19 protein-coding genes are annotated in these 21,437 nt (G+C 59.5%); 16 read left to right on the top strand and 3 right to left on the bottom strand.

What is annotated here, in order from left to right; all coding sequences use genetic code 11:
- The first annotated feature begins 130 nt into the window (after positions 1 to 130).
- From aat to infA, 3 genes are all read left to right on the top strand, one after another.
- On the top strand, positions 131 to 811 hold the full coding sequence (aat, locus tag HX818_RS11920; RefSeq protein WP_003219611.1) for a leucyl/phenylalanyl-tRNA--protein transferase: 681 nt from the start codon (positions 131 to 133) through the stop codon (positions 809 to 811).
- A 55-nt stretch (positions 812 to 866) separates the two neighbouring features.
- The gene (locus HX818_RS11915) at positions 867 to 1,574 is read left to right on the top strand and encodes an arginyltransferase (RefSeq protein WP_003219609.1); all 708 of its coding nucleotides are present in this window, start codon (positions 867 to 869) and stop codon (positions 1,572 to 1,574) included.
- 100 nt (positions 1,575 to 1,674) lie between these two features.
- Positions 1,675 to 1,893, top strand: a complete 219-nt coding sequence (infA, locus tag HX818_RS11910) for a translation initiation factor IF-1 (protein ID WP_002553999.1) — start codon at positions 1,675 to 1,677, stop codon at positions 1,891 to 1,893.
- Positions 1,894 to 2,129: 236 nt separating this feature from the next.
- Here the strand turns inward: infA and clpA are convergent, their stop codons facing one another.
- Together clpA and clpS are read right to left on the bottom strand one after the other, a co-directional pair.
- Positions 2,130 to 4,400: an ATP-dependent Clp protease ATP-binding subunit ClpA gene (gene clpA, locus HX818_RS11905; protein WP_003219606.1), complete on the bottom strand. Its 2,271-nt coding sequence runs from the start codon at positions 4,398 to 4,400 to the stop codon at positions 2,130 to 2,132.
- A gap of 29 nt (positions 4,401 to 4,429) precedes the next feature.
- Positions 4,430 to 4,798 carry an ATP-dependent Clp protease adapter ClpS gene (gene clpS, locus HX818_RS11900; RefSeq protein WP_003219604.1) on the bottom strand — a complete coding sequence of 123 codons (369 nt, stop codon included), beginning with the start codon at positions 4,796 to 4,798 and terminating at the stop codon, positions 4,430 to 4,432.
- Between the two features lie 224 nt (positions 4,799 to 5,022).
- Here clpS and cspD point away from each other — a divergent pair, with 224 nt between their 5' ends.
- Positions 5,023 to 5,283: a cold shock domain-containing protein CspD gene (gene cspD, locus HX818_RS11895; protein ID WP_023658953.1), complete on the top strand. Its 261-nt coding sequence runs from the start codon at positions 5,023 to 5,025 to the stop codon at positions 5,281 to 5,283.
- Between the two features lie 70 nt (positions 5,284 to 5,353).
- Here cspD and icd read toward each other — a convergent pair whose 3' ends face one another.
- The gene (icd, locus tag HX818_RS11890) at positions 5,354 to 6,610 is read right to left on the bottom strand and encodes an NADP-dependent isocitrate dehydrogenase (protein ID WP_003219599.1); all 1,257 of its coding nucleotides are present in this window, start codon (positions 6,608 to 6,610) and stop codon (positions 5,354 to 5,356) included.
- Between the two features lie 494 nt (positions 6,611 to 7,104).
- On the opposite strand from icd, the gene HX818_RS11885 reads away from it, so the two are divergent.
- The 12 genes from HX818_RS11885 (at position 7,105) to nuoC (ending at position 21,437) form a co-directional block, all read left to right on the top strand.
- Entirely contained in the window at positions 7,105 to 9,330 is a 2,226-nt protein-coding gene (locus tag HX818_RS11885) for an NADP-dependent isocitrate dehydrogenase (RefSeq protein ID WP_177020161.1), read from the top strand.
- A gap of 228 nt (positions 9,331 to 9,558) precedes the next feature.
- Positions 9,559 to 10,005, top strand: coding sequence for an NUDIX hydrolase (locus HX818_RS11880; protein ID WP_177020160.1), 447 nt, complete (start codon positions 9,559 to 9,561; stop codon positions 10,003 to 10,005).
- Positions 10,006 to 10,064: 59 nt separating this feature from the next.
- The gene (mnmA, locus tag HX818_RS11875) at positions 10,065 to 11,189 is read left to right on the top strand and encodes a tRNA 2-thiouridine(34) synthase MnmA (protein WP_003219588.1); all 1,125 of its coding nucleotides are present in this window, start codon (positions 10,065 to 10,067) and stop codon (positions 11,187 to 11,189) included.
- Entirely contained in the window at positions 11,186 to 11,809 is a 624-nt protein-coding gene (gene hflD / locus HX818_RS11870) for a high frequency lysogenization protein HflD (protein WP_003219586.1), read from the top strand. The genes mnmA and hflD overlap by 4 nt, the downstream gene beginning before the upstream one ends.
- Before the next feature lie 123 nt (positions 11,810 to 11,932).
- Entirely contained in the window at positions 11,933 to 13,303 is a 1,371-nt protein-coding gene (gene purB, locus HX818_RS11865; RefSeq protein ID WP_003219584.1) for an adenylosuccinate lyase, read from the top strand.
- 84 nt (positions 13,304 to 13,387) lie between these two features.
- Entirely contained in the window at positions 13,388 to 14,554 is a 1,167-nt protein-coding gene (locus HX818_RS11860) for a cupin domain-containing protein (protein ID WP_003219582.1), read from the top strand.
- On the top strand, positions 14,547 to 14,969 hold the full coding sequence (locus tag HX818_RS11855; RefSeq protein ID WP_003219580.1) for a GNAT family N-acetyltransferase: 423 nt from the start codon (positions 14,547 to 14,549) through the stop codon (positions 14,967 to 14,969). The genes HX818_RS11860 and HX818_RS11855 overlap by 8 nt, the downstream gene beginning before the upstream one ends.
- 239 nt (positions 14,970 to 15,208) lie before the next feature.
- A complete protein-coding gene (locus HX818_RS11850) occupies positions 15,209 to 15,946 on the top strand; it encodes a secretin N-terminal domain-containing protein (RefSeq protein ID WP_177020159.1) in 738 nt (245 codons plus the stop codon).
- A gap of 493 nt (positions 15,947 to 16,439) precedes the next feature.
- On the top strand, positions 16,440 to 17,765 hold the full coding sequence (aceA, locus tag HX818_RS11845; RefSeq protein WP_003219577.1) for an isocitrate lyase: 1,326 nt from the start codon (positions 16,440 to 16,442) through the stop codon (positions 17,763 to 17,765).
- 716 nt (positions 17,766 to 18,481) lie between these two features.
- Positions 18,482 to 18,895: an NADH-quinone oxidoreductase subunit A gene (locus HX818_RS11840; RefSeq protein ID WP_003219575.1), complete on the top strand. Its 414-nt coding sequence runs from the start codon at positions 18,482 to 18,484 to the stop codon at positions 18,893 to 18,895.
- Between the two features lie 10 nt (positions 18,896 to 18,905).
- Positions 18,906 to 19,580: an NADH-quinone oxidoreductase subunit B family protein gene (locus HX818_RS11835; protein WP_003219572.1), complete on the top strand. Its 675-nt coding sequence runs from the start codon at positions 18,906 to 18,908 to the stop codon at positions 19,578 to 19,580.
- 72 nt (positions 19,581 to 19,652) lie between these two features.
- Complete coding sequence (gene nuoC, locus HX818_RS11830) at positions 19,653 to 21,437, top strand: NADH-quinone oxidoreductase subunit C/D (RefSeq protein WP_003219570.1); 1,785 nt, start codon at positions 19,653 to 19,655, stop codon at positions 21,435 to 21,437.

Raw genomic sequence — 21,437 nt, 5'->3', positions numbered from 1 at the left:
ACCCGTTCATGCTTATCTGCACCGATCCCATGTTCGGGGTAGCCCCAGAGCGTTTCGTCGACAATAATCACAGCTCTTGCAACGGACAACATCGCCGTTACCGCCCTCCCCTTCCGTAAGCCTGGATGCCATGCTGACCTGGTTACAACGCAACACCCTGACCTTCCCACCGCTGGCCAAGGCCATGCGCGAACCCAATGGCCTGCTCGCTGCCGGTGGCGACCTGTCGGCCGACCGCCTGATCCAGGCCTACCGCCACGGCTGCTTTCCCTGGTTCTCGGAAGGCCAGCCCATCCTCTGGTGGTCGCCCGACCCACGCACCGTACTGTTCCCCGATGAGCTGCACGTTTCCCGCAGCCTCGGCAAATTGTTGCGCCAGCAGCGTTACACAGTGACCTTCGACCAGGACTTCGCTGCGGTCATCCAGGCGTGCGCGGCGCCGCGCAGTTATGCCGATGGCACTTGGATCACCGAAGCCATGCAGAACGCCTACCTGCAACTGCACCAGCGCGGTTATGCGCATTCGGTGGAGGTGTGGGACGCGGGCGAACTGGTGGGCGGCCTGTACGGCCTGGCGATGGGCCAGTTGTTTTTCGGCGAGTCCATGTTCAGTCGCGCCGACAACGCCTCGAAATACGGCTTTGCCACCCTGGTTCGGCAACTACAGGCCTGGGGCTTTGTGCTGATCGACTGCCAGATGCCCACCGATCACCTGCACAGCCTCGGCGCCCGCGCCATTCCCCGCAGCGACTTCGCCAACTACCTGCGCGACCATTTGGACCAAACCAGCTCTGCTCCGTGGGTTTCCTAGGCGACTTCCCCGCACCTGGCTTACACTTATTTCAAAGCTTATCCGAGGGTTGATCATGACCGAGCTGGCGCGTTTGAAGTTTTATGCCACTCAACCCCACTCATGCAGCTATCTGCCCGATGAGCAGGCCACCACGCTGTTCCTCGACCCCAGCCAGCCGATGGACGTGCATGTGTATGCCGATTTGTCGGAAATGGGCTTCCGGCGCAGCGGCGACCACCTTTACCGGCCGCACTGCCAGAACTGCAACGCCTGCGTACCGGCGCGCATCCCGGTGGCGCAGTTCCTGCCGGACCGCAACCAGAAACGCATCCTGAAGCGCAACGCCGACCTGACCGTTACCGCCACCAAACCCGGCTTCAGCGAAGAATATTTCGACCTTTACCAACGCTACATCGAACAGCGCCACGCCGACGGCGACATGTTCCCGCCCAGCCGCGACCAGTTTTCCACCTTCCTGGTGCGCGACCTGCCCTTCTCGCGCTTCTATGAGTTTCGGCTCGAGGGACGACTGGTGGCGGTCGCCGTGACTGACCTGCTGCCCAATGGCCTGTCGGCGGTCTACACCTTTTATGAGCCCGCCGAGGAACGGCGCAGCCTGGGACGCTTTGCGATCCTGTGGCAGATCGGTGAAGCCTTGCGCCTGGAATTGGAGGCGGTGTACCTCGGATACTGGATCAAAAACTGCAAAAAAATGAACTACAAGACCCAATATCGGCCCATTGAGCTGCTAATTAACCAAAGATGGGTCACGTTGAACTAGAACCTCTTGGCTTAAACACCCTTTTTCGGGCACAATGCACGCCGCTTTTGCCTGGCGCAGTTGCACCGGGCCATTCACTGGATACCGAGGGCTTTACTGCATGTCGAAAGAAGACAGCTTCGAAATGGAAGGCACTGTCGTCGACACCCTGCCCAACACCATGTTTCGTGTGGAGTTGGAAAATGGGCACGTCGTAACCGCGCATATCTCCGGCAAGATGCGCAAGAACTACATTCGTATTCTTACCGGTGACAAAGTGCGCGTCGAACTGACGCCCTATGACCTGAGCAAAGGGCGCATCACTTACCGCGCCCGTTAATCAAGTCAATACAAAACGCCCGGTTATGCCGGGCGTTTTTGTGTGCGCGCGATTTACCTGAAACCAGAAATCCCTTGTGGGAGCGGGCTTGCTCGCGAATGCAGCGTGTCAGTCATTGATTGTGTCGACTGGCACACCGCATTCGCGAGCAAGCCCGCTCCCACATTTGATCTCCATCGGGTTCAAGGCAGCAAAAAGGCGCCTCTCGGCGCCTTTTTGTTTTGTTGCGTCAGCTATCAGGCCATTTCAGCCGTGGTTTCGAAGTCGAAGGTCAACTCGCCGTCCTTCAGATCGATATGCACCACGCCACCATGGTCTGCCAGTTCGCCGAACAGGATCTCTTCCGCCAGTGGGCGCTTGATCTTGTCCTGAATCAGGCGAGCCATTGGCCGAGCGCCCATTGCCGCGTCGTAGCCACCTTCCGCCAGCCAGTTGCGCGCCGCGTCCGAGACTTCCAGCTGCACGCGCTTGTCTTCCAACTGCGCCTGGAGCTCGGTGAGGAACTTGTCCACCACGCTTTTGATGACCTCATGGCTGAGGCGACCAAACTGGATGATGGTGTCCAGGCGGTTGCGGAATTCCGGCGTGAAACTCTTCTTGATCACTTCCATGGCGTCGGAAGAGTGATCCTGATGAGTAAAGCCAATGGAAGCCCGCGCGGCCGTTTCGGCACCGGCATTGGTGGTCATGATCACGATCACGTTGCGGAAGTCCGCCTTGCGCCCGTTGTTGTCGGTCAGGGTGCCGTGGTCCATGACCTGCAACAGCAGGTTGAAGACTTCCGGGTGCGCCTTCTCGATTTCATCGAGCAGCAGCACGCAATGTGGCTGCTTGGTGATCGCCTCGGTCAACAGGCCGCCCTGGTCGAAGCCGACATAGCCCGGAGGCGCACCGATCAGGCGCGACACGGTGTGACGCTCCATGTACTCGGACATGTCGAAACGCACCAGCTCGATCCCCATGGCCTTGGCCAATTGCCGCGCCGCTTCGGTCTTGCCGACGCCGGTAGGCCCGGCGAACAGGAACGAACCGACCGGCTTGTCCGGCGACTTGAGGCCAGCGCGGGACAGCTTGATCGCGGTGGACAGCGAGTCGATCGCCGCATCCTGACCAAACACGGTCAGCTTGAGGTCGCGCTCCAGGTTACGCAGCAGCTCCCGATCGGAGGTGTTGACGTGTTTTGGCGGAATCCGCGCGATCTTCGCCACGATATCCTCGACCTGAGGCACGTCGATGCGTTTCACACGCTTCTCTACCGGCTGCAGGCGCTGGTAGGCACCCGCCTCGTCGATCACGTCGATGGCCTTGTCCGGCATGTGCCGGTCATTGATGTAGCGCGATGCCAGCTCGGCGGCTGCACGCAGCGCCTCATCGGTGTACTCGATGCCATGGTGCGCTTCAAAGCGCCCCTTGAGCCCGCGCAGGATGCCAATGGTGTCTTCTACCGAAGGCTCGGACACATCCACTTTCTGGAAGCGGCGCGCCAGGGCGCGGTCTTTTTCGAAGATCCCGCGGAATTCCTGGAACGTGGTCGAACCGATGCAACGGATATCGCCCGAAGACAGCAGCGGCTTGAGCAGGTTCGACGCATCCATCACGCCACCGGAAGCCGCACCGGCACCGATGATGGTGTGGATTTCGTCAATGAACAGGATCGCCTGCGGGCGTTTTTTCAGCTCGCCGAGCAACGCCTTGAAGCGCTTCTCGAAATCGCCACGGTACTTGGTCCCGGCGAGCAATGCGCCCAGGTCAAGGGAGTAGACGACGCTGTTGGCCAGCAGGTCGGGCACCTGGTTATCAACAATGCGTTTGGCCAGGCCTTCGGCAATCGCGGTTTTACCCACGCCTGCCTCACCGACCAACAACGGGTTGTTCTTGCGGCGACGCGCCAGGATCTGCGCCACGCGCTCAACTTCCAGCTCACGCCCCACCAGCGGATCGATCCGCCCCTGGCGCGCCAGTTCGTTGAGGTTGCTGGCATAAGCGTCCAGCGGGTTGCTCGAAGAAGAAGACTCACCGCCCTCGTCATCCTGCATATCCTGCTCACCTTCCGAGTGATCGCCATGCCCCGGCACCTTGGAAATGCCATGGGCGATGTAGTTGACGACATCAATACGGGCAACGCTTTGCTGCTTGAGCAGGAACACAGCCTGGCTTTCCTGCTCGCTGAAGATCGCCACGAGCACATTGGCCCCTGTGACTTCGCGCTTGCCGGAGCTCTGTACGTGGAAAACGGCACGCTGCAGTACCCGCTGGAAGCCCAGGGTTGGCTGGGTCTCGCGGTCCTCGTCATGAACGGGGATCAACGGCGTGGTGGAGTCGATAAACTCCTGCAGGTCATGCTTGAGTTTGTCGAGATTGGCACCACACGCACGCAGTACGGTGGCGGCAGCTTCGTTATCCAAAAGTGCCAGCAGCAGGTGTTCGACGGTCATGAATTCATGACGCTTCGAACGGGCCTCCTTGAAGGCAAGATTGAGGGTGACTTCGAGCTCGCGGTTTAACATAGCTTCACCTCATACCCAAGTGGTCGGAGTTAACCGTCCTTCTCGATTTCACAGAGTAGCGGATGCTGGCTTTCCCTGGCGTACTGGTTGACCTGCATGGCCTTTGTCTCGGCGATGTCGCGGGTAAACACTCCACATACTGCCCGTCCTTCTGTGTGAACGGCCAGCATTACCTTGGTCGCCAACTCGCGGTTCAGGTTAAAAAACACCTCGAGTACTTCGACGACGAAATCCATCGGTGTGTAGTCATCATTGAACAAAACCACCTTGTACATCGGCGGCGCCTGTAAAGCAGGCTTGGCCTCCTGGACAGCAATGCCTGCAGAACCGTCGTCGTCTTCTTGATGATCCGGGCGATCCTGATTGAATGTTAGTCGAATCTGGCTGATTGCATGCATGGAAAGAAAGGTTCGTCAGTGGTTCAAATACAGTGGTGGGGGCGACCTGTCAGAATTTCAACTCTGACCGACTGGTCGCCTTGACTATCGGCAAATCAGTGTTACAACCAATAGAACCCACAGTGGGTAAAAAAGGTCCGCGCAGTCAACCTTATTTATTCGGGTTAGGACGGATAAACTGGATGATACTCCAGTGATGGAGTCTGGTGCAGAGGGATATGGGCATGGCGAGCGGTAAGGTCAAGTGGTTCAACAATGCCAAGGGTTACGGCTTCATCAACGAAGACGACAAGACTGACGACCTATTTGCGCATTACTCGGCTATCCAAATGGATGGCTACAAGACACTAAAGGCAGGGCAACCGGTTTCCTTCGACATCATTCAGGGACCCAAGGGCTTGCACGCAGTGAATATCAGCGCTCCAGTCAGCGCCACTACCCCCAAAGAGGGCGTCGCTCAAAAATCAAAAAGACAACTGGCCTGATCAGCCACTGAGCAAACGCTTTAAAAAAAACCGGCCCATCAGGCCGGTTTTTTTACGCCCCTGTATCAGCTTACATATGCGAAATCAGCGCATCCCCGAACGCCGACGACGACAGCAACTTGGCGCCGTCCATCAAGCGGTGGAAGTCATAGGTCACGGTCTTGGCCGAAATGGCGCCGTTGGTACCCTTGATGATCAGGTCCGCCGCTTCGGTCCAGCCCATGTGGCGCAACATCATTTCCGCCGACAGGATCAGCGAACCCGGGTTGACCTGGTCCTTGCCGGCATACTTCGGCGCAGTACCGTGGGTGGCTTCGAACATCGCCACGGTGTCGGACAGGTTGGCGCCCGGCGCAATACCGATACCGCCCACTTCCGCCGCCAGGGCGTCGGACAGATAGTCACCGTTAAGGTTAAGGGTGGCGATCACGTCGTATTCGGCCGGGCGCAGCAGGATCTGCTGGAGCATGGCGTCGGCAATGGCGTCCTTGACCACCACATTCTTGCCGGTGCGCGGGTTCTTGAATTGCATCCACGGGCCGCCATCCAACAGGGTCGCACCGAACTCTTCGGCCGCCACTTCGTAGGCCCATTCCTTGAAGGCACCTTCGGTGAACTTCATGATGTTGCCTTTGTGCACAATGGTCAGCGAGTCGCGGTCGTTATCCACGACATACTGCAAGGCCTTGCGCGCCAGGCGCTTGGTGCCTTCCAGGGACACCGGCTTGATGCCGATCCCGCAGTTCTGGTCGAAACGGATCTTGGTGACGCCCATCTCTTCCTTCAGGAACTTGATGACCTTGATCGCTTCCGGGGAGCCGGCTTTCCACTCGATGCCGGCGTAAATATCCTCGGAGTTCTCGCGGAAGATGGTCATGTCCACATCGCCTGGCTTCTTGACCGGGCTTGGCACGCCTTCGAACCAGCGCACCGGGCGCAGGCACACATAAAGGTCGAGCTGTTGGCGCAGGGCCACGTTCAGCGAACGGATACCGCCACCGACTGGGGTGGTCAGCGGGCCCTTGATGGAAACCACGTAGTCCTTGACCGCATCCAGGGTTTCCTGGGGCAGCCAGGTGTCCTGGTCGTAAACCTGGGTGGCCTTTTCGCCGGCATACACCTCCATCCAGGAGATTTTGCGCTTGCCGCCATAAGCCTTGTTAACAGCTGCATCGACCACCTTGATCATCACCGGGCTGATGTCGACGCCAATACCGTCACCCTCGATGAAGGGGATGATCGGGTTGTCAGGAACATTGAGAGAATGGTCTGCATTGACGGTGATTTTGTCGCCGACTGCCGGAACCTGAATCTTCTTGTATCCCATGCTGAACTCCATCTATGGATTGAACATCTGGCTGCGTTCGAGCCTACTCCAGATAAATGAGGACTGAAACCTCAGGCCCTGCACATTTGCGTCGAAAACAGCACATTTAGCGGCCTACAAGCTTGAAAGCAAAGGGAAAAGCGCCAATCTTGAGCACATCATGCGACTTTAGGCGCAACCCGCTGCCTGCGACCTTTAGACCAATGGACGACACACCTTTTGTATGAAGGCTCGGCGTAAGCATAGCGACCTATGTATAATGCCGCCGCTGACCAAAGAGTCACGACGGCCGACCGCTCTAGACAGACGCCCTCCGCCAGAAAAGCCGAGCTACTACAGTAGCTCACCCGCTTGACGCTCGACTGATGCAACCCAACATCACCGCGAAGAAACTTCGACATTTCGCTCATGGATGACTTTGAACGAACGCGCTTTACCCGGCGCATCTCGAGTTTCTGCGCATGCTTTCAGCAAAGAAGAGAGTTAATCCGAATATGCCCACCCGCTCGAAGATCATCTACACCTTCACCGACGAAGCACCAGCCCTCGCCACCTATTCACTGCTGCCTATCGTAGAGGCCTTCACCGCTTCCGCTGATATTGCCGTGGAAACCCGCGACATTTCCCTGGCCGCGCGCATCCTCGCAAGCTTCCCCGAGCAACTGGGCGCCAAGGCCGTGCCGGACCACCTCGCCGAACTGGGCGACCTGGCCGTTACCCCTGAAGCCAACATCATCAAGCTGCCGAACATCAGTGCCTCGACCCCTCAGCTGCAAGCTGCGATCAAGGAACTGCAGGCCCAGGGCTACGCCCTGCCGGACTACCCGGAAACCGTAACCACCGACGCGGAAAAAGAAACCCGTGCACGTTACGACAAGGTCAAGGGCAGCGCCGTGAACCCGGTACTGCGCGAAGGCAACTCCGACCGCCGCGCCCCGCTGTCGGTCAAGAACTACGCTCGCAAGCACCCGCACAAAATGGGCGCCTGGGCTGCCGACTCCAAGTCCCACGTTGCCCACATGAGCACCGGCGACTTCTACGGCAGCGAGAAAGCCGTTCAGATCGAAGGCGCTGATGCCGTCAAGATCGAACTGATCGCCAAGGACGGTACCGCTACCGTCCTGAAGGAAAAAACCAGCGTACAAGCTGGCGAGATCATCGACACCGCCGTGCTAAGCAAGAAAGCCCTGCGCAGCTTCATCGCCGCTGAAATCGAAGACGCCAAGAAACAAGGCGTGCTGCTGTCGGTTCACCTGAAAGCCACCATGATGAAGGTTTCCGACCCGATCATGTTCGGCCAGATCGTTGCCGAGTTCTATAAAGACGCACTGGCCAAGCACGCTGTGGTGCTGGAGCAGATCGGCTTCAACCTGAACAACGGCATCGGCGACCTGTACGCTCGCATCAAGGCCCTGCCGGCCGATCAGCAAGCGCAGATCGAAGCCGACATCCAGGCGGTATACGCTGCTCGCCCTTCCCTGGCGATGGTCAACTCCGACAAAGGCATCACCAACCTGCACGTGCCGAGCGACGTCATCGTCGACGCATCGATGCCTGCCATGATCCGTGACTCCGGCAAGATGTGGGGCACCGACGGCCAGCTGCACGAAACCAAGGCTGTGATCCCGGATCGCTGCTACGCCACTATCTACCAGGCAGTGATCGAAGACTGCAAGGCCAATGGCGCCTTCGACCCAACCACCATGGGCAGCGTGCCAAACGTTGGCCTGATGGCGAAAAAAGCCGAAGAGTACGGCTCCCACGACAAGACCTTCCAGATCAAGGCTGACGGCGTAGTCCGCGTCACCGACAGCAAGGGCAACCTGCTGATGGAACAGGCTGTTGAAGCCGGCGACATCTTCCGCATGTGCCAGACCAAAGACGCGCCGATCCAGGACTGGGTCAAACTGGCCGTCAACCGCGCCCGCGCCAGCAACACCCCGGCCATCTTCTGGCTGGACCCACAGCGCGCGCACGACGGCGTCGTGGTCGAGAAAGTTCAGGCTTACCTGAAAGACCACAACACCGAAGGCCTGGACATCCGCATCATGTCGCCAGTCGACGCGATGAAGTTCACCCTGGAGCGCACCCGCAAGGGCCTGGACACCATCTCGGTGACCGGCAACGTTCTGCGCGACTACCTGACCGACCTGTTCCCGATCATGGAACTGGGCACCAGCGCCAAGATGCTGTCGATCGTGCCGCTGATGAACGGTGGCGGCCTGTTCGAAACCGGCGCTGGCGGCTCGGCTCCGAAGCATGTGCAGCAACTGGTTGAAGAGAACTTCCTGCGCTGGGATTCCCTGGGCGAGTTCCTCGCTCTGGCCGCATCCCTCGAGCATTTGGGTGTGACGTACAACAACCCGAAAGCCCTGGTACTGTCCAAGACCCTGGACCAGGCCACCGGCCAGTTCCTCGACAACAACAAGTCGCCATCGCGCAAAGTCGGCAACATCGACAACCGCGGCAGCCACTTCTACCTGGCGCTGTACTGGGCTCAAGCCCTGGCGGCCCAGACCGAAGACACTGCACTGCAAGCGCAGTTTGGCGAACTGGCCAAGACCCTGACCGCGAATGAGGCAACCATCGTTGCCGAGCTCAACGCTGTCCAGGGCAAGCCAGTGGACATCGGTGGCTACTACGCACCGAACGCCGAGCTGACCAGCAAGGCCATGCGCCCAAGCGCCACCCTCAACGCGGCAATCGCTGCGCTGGTGTAAGGTTGTAAGGATGCAAAGAAGCCCCGGCCCTGTGCCGGGGTTTCTGTTTCTGGACATGGCGCTTTTATTGAAGAAACCCAATCAAAATGTGGGAGCGGGCTTGCTCGCGAATGCGGTGGATCAGTCAATACCTCTTTAACTGACACGCCGTATTCGCGAGCAAGCCCGTTCCCACACTGAATGCAATCGCGCCTGAACACAGCGTTACACCTTGAATCGAGGCACTTTATGACCTGGCTACCTCACATCACCGTCGCCACCATCGTCGAAGACAACGGCCGCTTCCTGATGGTCGAAGAACTCAAGGGCGGCCGCGCCGTGCTCAACCAGCCCGCCGGCCACCTCGACCCGAACGAAACCCTGACCGAGGCCGCCGTGCGCGAAACCCTCGAAGAGACCGGCTGGGACGTCGAAGCCACCGGGGTTGTCGGGATTTACCTGTACACCGCTCCCAGCAATGGCGTGACCTATCAGCGCGTATGCTTCATCGCCAAGGCCCTGCAACACCACCCCGACTACCCACTGGACGACGGTATTCTGCGCGCCCTCTGGCTGACCCGTGACGAATTGATGGCCCTGCGCGAAGACTGGCGCAGCGAGCTGATTATCCGCTGCATCGACGATTATCTGGCCGGCCAACGCCACAGCCTCGAATTGATCCGCCCTTCTCTTTAGCCTTGCAGACGCGAGCCTGCTAGAATCGCGTCCTTTTTAAAGACTCCCGTTGAAATCCTATGCGTGATCCAGCCCCTTCTGACACACAAAAGAAGCGCGTCATCGTCGGTATGTCCGGCGGCGTGGATTCTTCCGTTTCCGCCGTTCTGCTCATGGAGCAGGGTTATGAGGTGGAAGGCCTGTTCATGAAGAACTGGGAAGAAGACGATGGAACGGAATATTGCACCGCCATGGACGACCTGGCGGATGCCCAGGCCGTCTGCGACAAAATCGGCATCAAGCTGCACACCGCCAACTTCGCCGCCGAGTACTGGGACAACGTGTTCGAGCACTTCCTGGCCGAATACAAGGCCGGTCGCACGCCGAACCCGGACATCCTGTGTAACCGCGAGATCAAGTTCAAGGCGTTCCTCGACTACGCGATGATCCTCGGTGCCGACCTGATTGCTACGGGCCACTACGTGCGCCGTCGCGACATCGATGGCCGCACCGAGCTGCTCAAGGGCCTGGACGCCAACAAGGACCAGAGCTACTTCCTGCACGCCGTCGGCGGCGAACAGATCGCCAAGACCCTGTTCCCGGTGGGCGAGCTGGAAAAACCCGAAGTGCGCGCCATTGCCGAGAAACACGGCCTGGCCACCGCCAAGAAGAAGGATTCCACCGGGATCTGCTTTATCGGCGAGCGCCGTTTCAGCGACTTCCTCAAACAGTACCTGCCGGCGCAACCGGGCGAGATCAAGACCACCGAAGGCGAGATCATCGGCCGTCACCACGGCTTGATGTACCACACCATCGGCCAGCGCCAGGGCCTGGGCATCGGCGGCTTGAAAGACGCCGGCGAAGAGCCGTGGTACGTGCTGGTCAAGGACCTGGAGCACAACGAGCTGATCGTGGGCCAGGGCAATGACCACCCATGGCTGTTCTCCCGTGCCCTGCTGGCCTCGGACATCTACTGGGTCAACCCGGTGGACCTCAGCAGCCCGCGCCGCCTGACGGCCAAAGTGCGCTATCGCCAGAGCGACCAGCCCTGCACGCTGGAAAAAACCGCCACCGGCTATCGCGCCACCTTCGACGACCCGCAGCGCGCCGTAACGCCCGGCCAATCGGTAGTGTTCTATGACGGAGAGATTTGCCTGGGGGGCGGTGTGATCGAAGTTGCCGAACCCTGGAGCAGCCAGGCATGAGCCCGACCCAGGAGCAACTGACGGCACTGGGCGGCGTGTTTCTCGCCGCGGTGCTGGTGGACAAGATCGCCAAGACCGGCCAGGTCACCGAGGCAGGCCTGACCTGCATGCTCGGCAGCCTGCTGATCCGCGACCCGAAGGACACCCTGGAAGTGTACGGCGGCGACGACCTGGCCCTGCGCGAAGGTTATCGCGCACTGGTCGGCGCCCTCGAGCGCGACCCAAGCACCTTGCAGCGCGAGCCGCTGCGCTACGCCCTGTCGATGCTCGGCCTGGAGCGCCAATTGGCCAAGCGCGACGACCTGCTGGACACCATCGGCAAGCGCCTGCCGCAGATCCAGTCCCAGGTCGAGCATTTTGGCCCGGCCCACGAAAACGTGATCGCAGCCTGTGGCGCCCTGTACCAGGACACCCTGAGCACCTTGCGCCAGCGGATCCAGGTGCACGGCGATATGCGCAACCTGCAACAACCAAACAACGCCTCGAAAATCCGCGCCCTGCTGTTGGCCGGTATTCGTTCGGCGCGGTTATGGCGCCAATTGGGCGGTCATCGCTGGCAGTTGGTGGTCAGCCGACGCAAATTGCTGAAAGAGCTTTACCCGTTGATGCGCAACGAATAAGTCGCAGCAACCGATTTTTTATAGCCCCACGCGTAATACGCCGGTCAGTTGGCAACGGACCGGCGGATTTTTTCATGTATGATACGCGCCCCATTTCGTTGCCCGACTGTCCGAGAACACCCCATGCAGCTTTCTTCGCTCACTGCGGTTTCCCCTGTTGACGGCCGCTACGCCGGCAAAACCCAGGCCCTGCGCCCTATTTTCAGCGAATACGGCTTGATCCGTGCTCGTGTTCTGGTTGAAGTGCGCTGGCTCCAGCGCCTGGCCGCTCACCCTGGCATCAGCGAAGTGCCGGCGTTCTCTGCCGAAGCCAACGCTGTGCTGAACGCCCTGGCGGAAAACTTCGCTCTGGAGCACGCCGAGCGTGTCAAAGAGATCGAGCGCACCACCAACCACGACGTTAAAGCCATCGAATACCTGCTCAAAGAGCAAGCGGCCAAGCTGCCGGAACTGGCCAAGGTCAGCGAGTTCATCCACTTTGCCTGCACCAGCGAGGACATCAACAACCTGTCCCACGCCCTGATGCTGCGCGAAGGCCGTGATGACGTGATGCTGCCACTGATGCGCCAGACTGCCGACGCCATCCGCGAACTGGCGATCCGTTTCGCCGACGTTCCGATGCTGTCGCGCACCCACGGCCAGCCGGCTTCGCCGACCACCCTGGGTAAAGAACTGGCCAACGTGGTGTACCGCCTGGAGCGCCAGATCGCTCAAGTCGCGGCCGTACCGCTGCTGGGCAAGATCAACGGCGCCGTAGGCAACTACAACGCCCACCTGTCAGCCTATCCTGAGATCGACTGGGAAGAAAACGCCCGCGCCTTCATCGAAGACGAACTGGGCCTGGGTTTCAACCCGTACACCACGCAAATCGAACCCCACGACTACATCGCCGAGCTGTTCGACGCGATTGCGCGCTTCAACACCATCCTGATCGACTTCGATCGCGATATCTGGGGCTACATCTCCCTGGGCTACTTCAAGCAGCGCACCATTGCCGGCGAAATCGGTTCATCGACCATGCCGCACAAGGTCAACCCGATCGACTTCGAAAACTCCGAAGGCAACCTCGGGATCGCCAACGCCCTGTTCCAGCACCTGGCCAGCAAGTTGCCAATCTCCCGCTGGCAGCGCGACCTGACCGACTCCACCGTACTGCGCAACCTCGGCGTGGGCTTCGCCCACAGCGTGATCGCGTACGAAGCCAGCCTCAAAGGCATCAGCAAACTGGAGCTCAACGAGCAGAAGATCGCCGCCGACCTGGACGCTTGCTGGGAAGTCCTGGCCGAGCCGATCCAGACCGTGATGCGCCGCTATAACATCGAAAACCCGTACGAGAAGCTCAAAGAGCTGACCCGCGGCAAGGGCATCACCTCCGAAGCGCTGCAAACTTTCATTGACGGCCTGGACATGCCAGCCGCCGCCAAGGCCGAGCTGAAACTGCTCACCCCGGCCAACTACATCGGCAACGCTGTGGCTCAAGCCAAACGCATCTGATAGAAGCTTGACCCCTTGAGACGCCCGGCAGCGCCGGGCGTTTTTATTCCCGTCTGAAAAGTGCTTTTTTTCAATAGGTTACACATGAATCCTGACATTCCTCTTCAACTTCTGGGCGGCATCACGGCACGGGAATTCCTGCGCGACTACTGGCAGAAAAAACCCCTGCTGATCCGCCAGGCCATCCCTGACTTCGAAAGCCCGATCGACGCCGACGAACTGGCCGGCCTGGCGCTGGAAGAAGAAGTCGAGTCGCGCCTGATCATCGAACACGGCGAACGCCCGTGGGAGTTGCGCCGCGGCCCGTTCGCCGAAGATGCCTTCAGCACCCTGCCCGAGCGCGAGTGGACCCTGCTGGTGCAGGCGGTCGACCAGTTCGTGCCGGAAGTGGCCGAACTGCTGGAAAACTTCCGCTTCCTGCCAAGCTGGCGCATTGACGATGTGATGATCAGCTACGCCGCCCCGGGTGGCAGCGTGGGCCCGCACTTCGACAACTACGACGTGTTCCTGCTGCAAGGTTCCGGCAAGCGCAACTGGAAGATCGGCCAGATGTGCAACTCCGAAAGCCCGCTGCTGCAACACGCGGACCTGCGCATCCTCGCTGAATTCGAAGAGACCGCCGAATGGGTGCTGGAACCGGGCGACATGCTCTACCTGCCGCCCCGCCTGGCCCACTGCGGCGTGGCCGTGGATGATTGCATGACCTACTCCGTAGGCTTCCGCGCCCCGAGCGCCGCTGAAGTGCTGACCCACTTCACCGACTTCCTCAGCCAGTACCTGACTGACGAAGAGCGCTACACCGACGCCGATGCCCAGCCGGTCAGCGACCCGCACCAGATCCAGGGCGACGCCCTCGACCGCCTGAAAAGCCTGTTGGCCGAGCACATGAGCGACGAGCGCATGCTGCTGACCTGGTTCGGCCAGTTCATGACCGAGCCGCGCTACCCGGAACTGGTCGCCGGCCCGGAAGTGGAAGAAGAAGACCTGCTGGGCAGCCTGGAAAACGGCGCCGTGCTGATCCGCAACCCGAGCGCCCGCCTGGCCTGGTCCGAAGTCGACGACGACCTGCTGCTGTTCGCCAGCGGCCAGAGCCGCCTGTTGCCGGGCAAGCTGCGGGAACTGCTGAAGCTGGTGTGCGCCGCCGACGCCCTGCACATCGACAACCTCGGCCCATGGCTGGCGGATGAAGATGGCTGCGCCCTGCTGTGGGAACTGGTCAAGCAAGGAAGCCTGGGGTTTGCCGATGAATAAGATTCACGTAAGTGTCGCTGACTGGCAAAAGGATATCGCCGAGATACGGCGCATTCGTGAAGCGGTATTTATCGCTGAACAATCGGTTCCACCGGAGCTGGAATGGGATGCAGACGACGCGAGTGCCGTGCATTTCCTGGCGTTCGAAGGCGACTTTCCCATCGGTACTGCACGCCTGCTGCCTACCGGCGAGATCGGCCGCGTGTCGGTTCTCAAGGACTGGCGCGGCCTGAAGGTCGGCGACAAGCTGATGGAAGCGGTGATCGGCGTGGCCGAGAAACGCGGCCAGACCCGGCAGATCCTCAGTGCACAGGTCCATGCGGCGCCGTTTTATGAGCGCCTGGGCTTCAAGATTGTCAGCGATGAGTTCCTGGAAGTCGGGATTCCTCACGTTGATATGGTGCGCGAGGGCTGATCCGAGACCGCGCCGCGCCCCTCGCAGGCAAGCCAGCTCCCACATTCGATCCAGTACATCCTTTGGAATGAGGTCAAATGTGGGAGCGGGCTTGCTCGCGAAGGCGCCATCAGCAACACCTCAAAAGGCCCTGCCATCCCCCGATGCCAGGGCCTTTTGCCGTCCAGGATTCAACTTGCGCCCCGCCAAGCCGACAAACTGGCAATATCTAGCCTAAATGACTCGCAGAGATAACGGACATGTCCCTACGCACCCTGCTCACCCTGTTGCTCCTGGCCACCAGTTTCTCGGTGATGGCCGCCACCGAAGTCGTGCCCCTGAGCAACCGCACCAGCGCCGACCTGCTGCCGGTGGCGCAGAACTTTATCGGCAAGGACGGCACCGTCAGCGCCTACGGCAACCAACTGATCGTGAATGCCGAGCCCGACAAGATCCAGGGCCTGCGCGCCCTGCTCGCGCAACTGGATACGCCTTCCAAACGCCTGTTGATCACCGTCGACACCAACGAAAACAACCAGCAGAGCAACGGCAACAATCAAACACAGGTCATCACCTACAGCACCGAAAGCCGTGACGGCGGGATCCAGCAGATCCAGGCCAGCGAAGGCGTGCCCGCGCTGATCCAGGTCGGCCAGAGCGTGCCCCTCACCACCACCCAGCCCGATGCCTACGGCCGCCCGCAGAACCAGACCCAGTATCGCAACGTAACCCAGGGTTTCTACGTGACGGCCAGCGTCACCGGCGAGACCGTTCACCTGAGCATCAGTACCAATCGTGACCGCATGAGCCAGGAACGTCCCGATGTAGTGAGCGTTCAAAGTACCGACACAACTGTCAGCGGACGCCTGGGCGAGTGGATCACCCTGGCCGGGATCAACCGCCAGACCCAGGCCGACAAAAGCACTACAACCCGCAGCTACTCTACTCAAGGGCGCGATGACCTGACATTGCGGGTCAAAGTCGACACGCTGAACTGAAGCACCAAAAACTGACTGGCGAGTCGTATTAGACTAAAGATGTAGTGCTTTAAAAAAAGCACTACAAAACATTTGACGATCCAAAAAAGCATGGGCATGATGGCCTCGCTCCCGCTAATCAGGGGCCCTGGCAAGGGCCTTCGGATCGTCGCTCAAAGCCACCCACCTGAGCCGATTCGTGTCTGTACCGCCCACAAGGTGTGTTTGACGAGGTTGCGACTGGAACGAAGTTGTCCCGAGGGACGGAAGCTAACCAGGTAACCCGGCAACACACTGATGGATCGTACAAAGGCCCACGACGCCCGAAGACTGTTCGCAGTTCGCCCTTACCTGCTCAACTCCCCCTTGAGCCACTCGTTCATCCCGTCGCCTTCCCCGCCGAGCCTGACTTGACCGCCTAAGCTTCTGGTCAGCGAGCAGCCATAACCACGCACTGATACGTGGCTGGCAAATGGAATTTTCCACCTAGACCTATGCGACGAGGTTTTTCCCCATGGCACTGACACGCGAACAGCAAATTGCAGCCCTTGAAAAAGACTGGGCTGAAAACCCACGCTGGAAAGGCGTGACCCGCGCTTATTCCGCTGCTGACGTCGTCCGCCTGCGTGGCTCGGTTCAACCTGAGCACACCTTTGCAAAACTCGGCGCCGAGAAGCTGTGGAAGCTGGTCACCCAGGGTGCCAAGCCGTCCTTCCGTCCCGAAAAAGATTTCGTCAACTGCATGGGCGCCCTGACTGGCGGCCAAGCGGTTCAACAGGTCAAAGCCGGTATCCAGGCGATCTACCTGTCTGGCTGGCAAGTGGCAGCGGACAACAACTCCGCTGAATCCATGTACCCCGACCAATCGCTGTACCCGGTGGACTCCGTGCCAACCGTGGTCAAGCGCATCAACAACTCGTTCCGCCGTGCCGACCAGATCCAGTGGAAAGCCGGTAAAGGCCCGGGCGATGAAGGCTACATCGACTACTTCGCACCGATCGTTGCAGACGCTGAAGCCGGTTTCGGTGGCGTACTGAACGCCTACGAGCTGATGAAGAGCATGATCGAGGCAGGCGCTGCCGGCGTTCACTTCGAAGACCAGCTGGCTTCGGTGAAGAAATGCGGCCACATGGGCGGCAAGGTACTGGTTCCAACCCAGGAAGCTGTTCAAAAGCTGACGGCTGCTCGTCTGGCTGCTGACGTTGCTGGCACTCCGACCATCATCCTGGCCCGTACCGATGCCAACGCGGCTGATTTGCTGACCTCGGATTGCGACCCGTACGACCAGCCGTTCGTGACTGGCGAACGTACCCAGGAAGGTTTCTATAAAGTGCGCGCCGGTCTCGACCAGGCGATCGCTCGTGGCCTGGCCTACGCGCCGTACGCCGACCTGATCTGGTGCGAAACCGCCAAGCCGGACCTGGACGAAGCCCGCCGCTTTGCCGAAGCCATCAAGAAGGAATACCCGGATCAACTGCTGTCCTACAACTGCTCGCCTTCCTTCAACTGGAAGAAGAACCTGGACGACGCGACCATCGCCAAGTTCCAGCGCGAACTGTCTGCCATGGGCTACAAGCACCAATTCATCACCCTGGCCGGCATTCACAACATGTGGCACAGCATGTTCAACCTGGCGCATGACTACGCCCGTAACGACATGACTGCCTACGTGAAGCTGCAGGAGCAGGAATTCGCTGACGCCGCCAAGGGTTACACCTTTGTGGCGCACCAGCAGGAAGTGGGCACCGGTTACTTCGACGACATGACCACCGTGATCCAGGGCGGCACCTCGTCCGTGACTGCGCTGACCGGTTCGACCGAAGAAGAGCAGTTCCACTAAGTACTGAGTACACGGCCACTGCGGCCCCACGGAAGACCTAACCGCAGTGCCGCACGATCTGACGCCCCGACTGGTTCGGGGCGTTTTTTTGGGCGCTTGAAAAGCACTGGAGTGTGAGAGCAGCCACGGTCAACTGTAGGAGCTGGCTTGCCTGCGATGCCGACAACTCGGTTTCTGCGATACACCGAGGCGATGCCATCGCAGCCAAGCCAGCTCCCACAGGAAAGCAGAGCGGCACGCGCCTTGGCCCAGCCTTTGATTGGGCTTTTGAATATGTGCCCCTGCGCGCCCTCGCCACCCGATTTCGATCAAAACATTGATCCAGAGCGCTATTCCCATCTGCAAAACCAGTTAAAAGATCCGCTTTACCAACTAGCATCACCCGCACAAGTAACAACAACTTCCCGCGCTAAACCCCGAACAGTTGTTTAAAACCCACGCAAACAATATTCATTATCATTTAGAGCATGAAAACTTCTTTACCGGTTAAACAAAACACAATTCGTGAAAAGCCCGCTAATGCCCGCAGCACAAGGGCTACAGCCCCAAGAAGGTGCACTATGTCCTTATTCCATCGAATAATTTCGCTATAGGAATTTTACTTGCCCGGTGTTTAGCCATAAAATCACCGCGATTGATTGCGCTGCGACATATCGTCACTGCATCGTTACTTTTTCGAGCTCAGAGACCTTTGCTCTCTGTTAAGGATTTCCAGCATGACCGAAGCGACAGGACTCATGGCCCACAACTGGGGCTTTGCCATTTTCCTCCTCGGTGTAGTCGGCCTTTGCGCCTTCATGCTCGGCGTCTCCAGCCTCCTCGGGTCAAAAGCCTGGGGCCGCAGCAAAAACGAACCGTTCGAGTCCGGCATGCTACCTACAGGTGGCGCCCGCTTGCGGCTCTCAGCCAAATTCTATCTGGTCGCGATGCTCTTCGTGATCTTCGACATCGAAGCCCTTTTTCTCTTTGCCTGGTCTGTGTCCGTCCGCGAAAGCGGCTGGACCGGATTCGTCGAAGCCCTCGTTTTCATAGCAATTCTGTTGGCAGGCCTTGTCTACCTATTTCGAGTGGGCGCCCTTGACTGGGCTCCGGAAGCTCGTCGCAAGCGGCAAGCGAAGCTGAAACAATGAGGCTTTGGCGATGCAATACAATCTCACCAGGATCGACCCGGATGCTCCTAACGAGCAGTACCCAATCGGCGAACGGGAAACCGTTTCCGACCCGTTAGAAGACCAAGTCCACAAAAACATCTACATGGGCAAGCTGGAAGACGTGCTGAGTGGCGCGGTCAACTGGGGACGTAAGAACTCCCTGTGGCCGTACAACTTCGGTCTGTCCTGCTGCTACGTGGAAATGACCACCGCCTTCACGGCGCCCCACGACATCGCGCGCTTTGGCGCCGAAGTTATCCGGGCATCGCCGCGCCAGGCGGATTTCATGGTTATCGCCGGTACCTGCTTTATCAAGATGGCGCCGATCATTCAGCGTCTCTACGAGCAAATGCTCGAACCAAAGTGGGTTATCTCCATGGGTTCGTGCGCCAACTCCGGTGGCATGTACGACATCTACTCCGTGGTTCAGGGGGTGGACAAGTTCCTGCCCGTGGACGTCTACGTGCCTGGCTGCCCGCCCCGCCCTGAAGCATTTCTGCAAGGCTTGATGCTGTTGCAGGAATCGATTGGCAAGGAGCGTCGCCCACTTTCCTGGGTTGTCGGAGATCAAGGCGTATACCGCGCCGAGATGCCGTCACAAAAGGAACAGCGCCGCGAACAGCGTATTCAGGTAACCAACCTGCGCAGCCCCGACGAAGTCTGATCCAGAACCGCTTCTTTTATAGAACGAAAACCTGGCTTCATTCTTTACGTTGACCGAAAGCGATAAAAAACCATGACTACAGGCAGTGCTCTGTACATCCCGCCTTATAAGGCAGACGACCAGGATGTGGTCGTCGAACTCAACAACCGTTTTGGCCCTGACGCCTTCACCGCCCAGGCCACACGCACCGGCATGCCGGTGCTGTGGGTGGCGCGTGCCAGGCTCGTCGAAGTCCTGAGCTTCCTGCGCAACCTGCCCAAGCCGTACGTCATGCTCTATGACCTGCATGGCGTGGACGAGCGCCTGCGCACCAAGCGCCAGGGGCTGCCGAGCGGCGCCGACTTCACCGTGTTCTACCACTTGATGTCGCTGGAACGTAACAGCGACGTGATGATCAAGGTGGCCCTCTCCGAGAGTGACCTGAGCGTTCCGACCGTGACCGGTATCTGGCCCAACGCCAACTGGTACGAGCGTGAAGTGTGGGACATGTTCGGCATCGATTTCCCGGGCCACCCGCACCTGTCGCGCATCATGATGCCGCCGACCTGGGAAGGTCACCCGCTGCGCAAGGACTTCCCTGCCCGCGCCACCGAATTCGATCCATTCAGCCTGACCCTCGCCAAGCAACAGCTTGAAGAAGAGGCTGCGCGCTTCCGTCCGGAAGACTGGGGCATGAAGCGCTCCGGCACCAACGAGGACTACATGTTCCTCAACCTGGGCCCGAACCACCCTTCGGCTCACGGTGCCTTCCGCATCATCCTGCAACTGGACGGCGAAGAAATCGTCGACTGCGTACCGGACATCGGCTACCACCACCGTGGTGCCGAGAAGATGGCCGAGCGTCAGTCGTGGCACAGCTTCATCCCGTACACCGACCGTATCGACTACCTCGGCGGCGTGATGAACAACCTGCCGTACGTGCTCTCGGTCGAGAAGCTGGCCGGCATCAAGGTGCCGGACAAGGTCGACACCATCCGCATCATGATGGCCGAGTTCTTCCGGATCACCAGCCACCTGCTGTTCCTGGGTACCTATATCCAGGACGTCGGCGCCATGACCCCGGTGTTCTTCACCTTCACCGACCGTCAGCGTGCGTACAAGGTCATCGAAGCCATCACCGGTTTCCGCCTGCACCCCGCCTGGTACCGCATCGGCGGCGTCGCCCACGACCTGCCACGTGGCTGGGAACGCCTGGTCAAGGAATTCATCGACTGGATGCCCAAGCGTCTGGACGAGTACCAGAAAGCCGCCCTGGACAACAGCATCCTCAAGGGCCGGACCATCGGCGTCGCCCAGTACAACACCAAAGAGGCCCTGGAATGGGGCGTCACCGGTGCTGGCCTGCGTTCCACCGGTTGCGATTTCGACCTGCGTAAAGCACGCCCGTACTCCGGCTACCAGAACTTCGAATTCGAAGTGCCGCTGGCGGCCAACGGCGATGCCTACGACCGCTGCATCGTGCGCGTCGAAGAAATGCGCCAGAGCCTGAAGATCATCGAACAGTGCATGCGCAACATGCCGGAAGGCCCGTACAAGGCGGATCACCCGCTGACCACGCCGCCGCCGAAAGAGCGCACGCTGCAACACATCGAAACCCTGATCACGCACTTCCTGCAAGTTTCGTGGGGCCCGGTGATGCCGGCCAACGAATCCTTCCAGATGATCGAAGCGACCAAGGGTATCAACAGTTATTACCTGACGAGCGATGGCGGCACCATGAGCTACCGCACCCGGATTCGTACGCCAAGCTTCCCGCACCTGCAGCAGATCCCTTCGGTGATCAAAGGTGAAATGGTCGCGGACTTGATTGCGTACCTGGGTAGTATCGATTTCGTTATGGCCGACGTGGACCGCTAA

This window comes from Pseudomonas sp. F9001 (assembly GCF_013385435.1).
In the GTDB taxonomy this organism is placed as follows: domain Bacteria; phylum Pseudomonadota; class Gammaproteobacteria; order Pseudomonadales; family Pseudomonadaceae; genus Aquipseudomonas.
The sequence above is the reverse complement of the archived record's forward strand: the minus strand, read 5'-3'. Positions and strand labels throughout refer to the sequence as shown.